This is a genomic window from uncultured Subdoligranulum sp. (assembly GCF_937890665.1).
Map to the genome: position 1 here is coordinate 1 of NZ_CALADU010000104.1, position 4199 is coordinate 4199.

4 protein-coding genes are annotated in these 4199 nt (G+C 54.8%); all 4 read right to left on the bottom strand.

Annotated elements, in window-relative coordinates:
- On the bottom strand, positions 1-377 hold a 377-nt coding region (locus Q0526_RS06260; RefSeq protein WP_298731669.1), incomplete at its 3' end, for a glycogen/starch synthase.
- Positions 378-499: 122 nt separating this feature from the next.
- Complete coding sequence (gene glgD / locus Q0526_RS06265; protein WP_298731671.1) at positions 500-1624, bottom strand: glucose-1-phosphate adenylyltransferase subunit GlgD; 1125 nt, start codon at positions 1622-1624, stop codon at positions 500-502.
- Complete coding sequence (locus Q0526_RS06270; protein ID WP_298731673.1) at positions 1618-2841, bottom strand: glucose-1-phosphate adenylyltransferase; 1224 nt, start codon at positions 2839-2841, stop codon at positions 1618-1620. The genes glgD and Q0526_RS06270 overlap by 7 nt, the downstream gene beginning before the upstream one ends.
- Before the next feature lie 90 nt (positions 2842-2931).
- The coding region (gene glgB, locus Q0526_RS06275; RefSeq protein WP_298731675.1) for a 1,4-alpha-glucan branching enzyme at positions 2932-4199 on the bottom strand (1268 nt) is incomplete at its 5' end.

Here is a 4199-nt window from a genome sequence, read left to right on the forward strand (position 1 = left end):
ATGTCCGGTTCAAAATCCGTGTAGAACAGCATTTCCAAAACGGCACGGGAGAAGAAGGCGAACCGTTCGCCGTCATCGTAGAAGCCGTACAGACCGCTGCGCTTAAAGTAGTATTCGTTGTCAATGAAGTAGAACACTACACCGTCGTGTTCTGCCTTGAACAGACCACAGTACTGGCTGCGCCACCCCACCGGTACGCTGAAGTTGGTCACATAGGTCAGGGTGTCTTTGAATTTCAAATCGCCGTACAGCGGCATGACCACCCGACAATCCACACCGTCCTTGACCAACGCCTTGGGCAAAGCACCCGCCACATCAGCCAAGCCACCGGATTTGGCATAGGGAGCAGCCTCACTGGCCGCATACAAAATTTTCATAAGCACCTCCATATAGATGGTGGGATTCTTTAAAAACAGGAGGGACGGGCAGACCTACGGTCTCCCCGTCCCCCTCATCTAAGCTGTCTCCGGGGAGAAGGAGTACAACCTCTATGAGCTATTTATACGCTATGGTTTTTGGCAATAAACACCGGGAAAGTATCCGTACCGGTCAGCTTCTTGCCTTCGGTAATATGGACGTTTTTATCGGTGACCACATACTCCACATCGCAATCCGGCTCCACCACGGTATCCTGCATCAGCACGCAGTTCTTAACGACCGCGCCCTTCTTGACTTGGCAGCCGCGGAACAGCACACAATTCTCCACCGTGCCTTCGATCACACAGCCGTCCGCCAGCAGGCTGTTCTTCACAGAGCTGCCCTCCAGATAGCGGGTGGGGTTATCGTCACGAATCTTGGTGTAGATGTGGGCGCCGCCAAACAGCGCTTCCATGCTGCCGGGTTCCAGCAGACGCATGTTCTCGTCGAAGTAGCTCTTCATGTCCGAAACACGGGCCGCATAGCCTTTGAACTCGAAAGCATGCACGTTGAGCAGCTTGAGGTTACGAGCCAGAATATCCCGCTCAAAGTAGACAAGTCCCCGTACTGCCGCGTCATGGATCAGGTGAATCAGGCTTTCCCGCTCGATGACATACATATTCATCGAAAGGTTCTGCTCACCCAGACGATAGTCGTTGGAAAGGATCTCCGTCACGCGGCTATCTTCATCGATGCGGATGGTGTAGTTATCGCTGCGGGCACCCTCAGGGATCGGCGCACGGTTATACACCATCGTGACGTCGGCACCGCTGGCCACATGTTCGTCGATGAGCTTGCCGAAGTCAAAGTTCACGGCGATGTAGGCATCCGACAGAATCACATAACGTTCTTTCTGATCTTCCAGCCAGAAAAGAATGCTCTCGATGGCATCTACACGGCCGGAGTACATCTTGATGCTGCGCTCTGCAAAAGGCGGCACAATGTTCAGACCACCGCGCTTACGGGTCAGGTCCCATTCACGGCCGGCTCCCAGATGGTCCATCAGAGAATGGTAGTTTTTACGGACGATGACCGACACGTTGTCGATGCCCGCATTGGCCATGCTGGACAGCGTGAAGTCGATCAAGCGGTAACGGCCGCCGAACGGGATGGAGGCCATAGAGCGCTCCGCCACCAGTTCGGGAACGAGATTATCATAGGTGTTGGCGAAAATCACGCCGAGAGCGTTGACGTTGCTATTTACCATTGTTCCTCACCATCCTTTACATCGCTGGAGACCATTGCCTTGGGGCCGACGGTAGCGCCTTTGCCTACCACGACACCGGAGCCGACCGTAGCCACATCGCCGGGTTCGGCAATGTTCAGGCCGCCTTCCGGCATAGCACCGACGGTAGCGCCCTCTTCGATCGTGACATTTTCGGCCACGATGCAGTGCTTGACGCTAGCGCCCGCCTTGATGACCGTACCGCCCATGACGACGGCAGCCTCGACGGTAGCACCCTTTTCCACGACGACGCCGGGGAACAGAATGGAGTTATTGACCGTGCCGTTGACCTGACAGCCTTCCGAAATCATCGAGTTCACGATGGTGGCATCATTGCCGATGCGCTGGCAGGGCTGGCCGGAGTTGCGGGAATAGATCTTCCAGTTTTCATCAAACAGGTTGATGCCGGAGTGTTTGGGATCCAGAACCTCCATGTTGGCCTGCCACAGGCTGGAGATGGTTCCCACGTCCTTCCAGTAGCCGCTGAAGTGATAGGCGTACATACGACGGCCATCCTTGAGCAGGTTGGGGATGACGTTTTTGCCAAAGTCGTTCTCGGAATTGGGATCCGCTTCGTCCTCGGTGAGGTACTTCTTCAGGATATCCCAGTTGAAGATGTAGATGCCCATGGAAGCCAGATTGGACTTGGGATCCTTCGGCTTCTCTTGGAACTCGCTGATCTTGTCATTCTCGTCCGTAACCATCAGGCCAAAACGAGAGGCTTCGCTCCAAGGCACTTCCATGACCGCCACCGAGAATTCTGCATCCTTCTCCTTATGGAAGCGCAGGAAATCAGAGTAATCCTGCTTGCAGATCTGGTCACCGGACAGGATGATGACATACTTGGGATCATACCGGTCGATGAAGGAAATATTCTGATAGATCGCATTGGCCGTGCCTTTGTACCAGTCAGAGCCGGAGGCTTTCTGGTAGGGCGGCAGTACATGGACACCGCCATGCAGACGGTCAAGGTCCCAGGGCTGGCCATTGCCGATATACTCGTTCAAAACCAGCGGCTGATACTGGGTCAGGATGCCCACCGTATCAATGTCGGAATTGACACAGTTGGACAGCGGGAAGTCGATAATACGATACTTTCCGCCAAACGGAACTGCAGGCTTGGCGAGCTTTTGGGTCAGCGCGTAGAGACGCGAGCCCTGACCGCCGGCCAGGATCATTGCGATCATTTCTTTTGCCATAAGATTTCTCCCCTTAAAATTCTGGCTTACGCCATTACTTGACTAGAATATGGGTATACGATCTATCCAGCACGCAGGAACAAGGCTGGCTTACGCCTGCGATTTGGCTTTGGTAGTGCGGCTGCGCTTGGGCGCTGCCGTTTTGGCTGCCGCGGTCTTTTTGGCCTTGGCTGCCGGTTTTGCCTCGGTTTCCTCGTCCTTTTTGGCGCGCGGTTTGCGAGCCGCCGGGACTTGGAAATACAGGGTGGACAGCGGCGGCAGCGTCAGCGAAACATGCTGCTCAAAGCCGTGCATCTCGCCCTTCTTGCTGCGCACCGTACCGTTGGTCACACCAGAACCGCCATACTTGGGATCATCGGAATTGAGGATCTCTTTATAACTGCCGGGATTGGGCACGCCCATCTCGTAGTTCTGGCGCAGTACCGGGTTGAAGTTGCAGACGATCATCAGCATCTTTCCGGCCGCATCCCGGCGCAGGAAGGCGATAACGCTCTGCTGGTTATCATCCGGCACGATCCACTGGAACCCTTCCCAGCTGTAATCGACCTGCCACAAAGCAGGGATATCCCGATACAGGTGGTTCAGATCTTTGACATAGCTTTGCAGCTGACGATGTTTGTCGTAGCCAAGCAGCATCCAATCCAACTGCTTCTTCTCGTCCCACTCGATGAACTGCCCGAACTCCTGCCCCATAAAGAGCAGTTTCTTGCCGGGATGTGCCATCATATAGCCGTAGAAGGTGCGCAGGTTGGCGAACTTCTCTTCATAGTCGCCGGGCATCTTGTTGATCAAGCTGCACTTGCCATGCACCACCTCATCGTGGCTGATTGGCAGAACAAAGTTTTCGCTGAACGCGTAGAAGAAGCTGAAGGTGACCTTGCCGTGGTTTCCGGCACGGAACAGCGGATCGGTCTTCATGTAGCTGAGCATGTCGTTCATCCAGCCCATGTTCCACTTGAAATTGAAGCCCAGTCCACCGTCTGCGGCGGGTTTGGTCACCAACGGCCATGCGGTGGATTCTTCCGCAATCATCATCTTGTGGGGATAGCGGCTCAACACAGCGGTGTTCAGCTTTTGCAGGAAGGCAATCGCCTCCAGATTTTCCTTGCCACCCTTGGAGTTCTGCTCCCACTCGCCATCACGGCGGTTGTAGTCCAGATACAGCATACTGGCCACTGCGTCTACCCGCAGACCATCCACGTGGTACTTCTCGATCCAGAACATGGCGCTGGACACCAAGAAGCTCTCCACTTCGTTCATGCCGTAGTTGAAGACCATCGTACCCCATTCTTTATGCTCGCCGCGGCGAGGATTGGGGTCTTCATAGCACGGAGCACCGTCAAACATATACAAGCCGT

Bases quoted from the DNA above. Each gene is read 5' to 3' on its own strand.
- Q0526_RS06270 (WP_298731673.1), bottom strand. From the start codon at position 2,841: ATGGCAAAAGAAATGATCGCAATGATCCTGGCCGGCGGTCAGGGCTCG.
- glgD (WP_298731671.1), bottom strand. From the start codon at position 1,624: ATGGTAAATAGCAACGTCAACGCTCTCGGCGTGATTTTCGCCAACACC.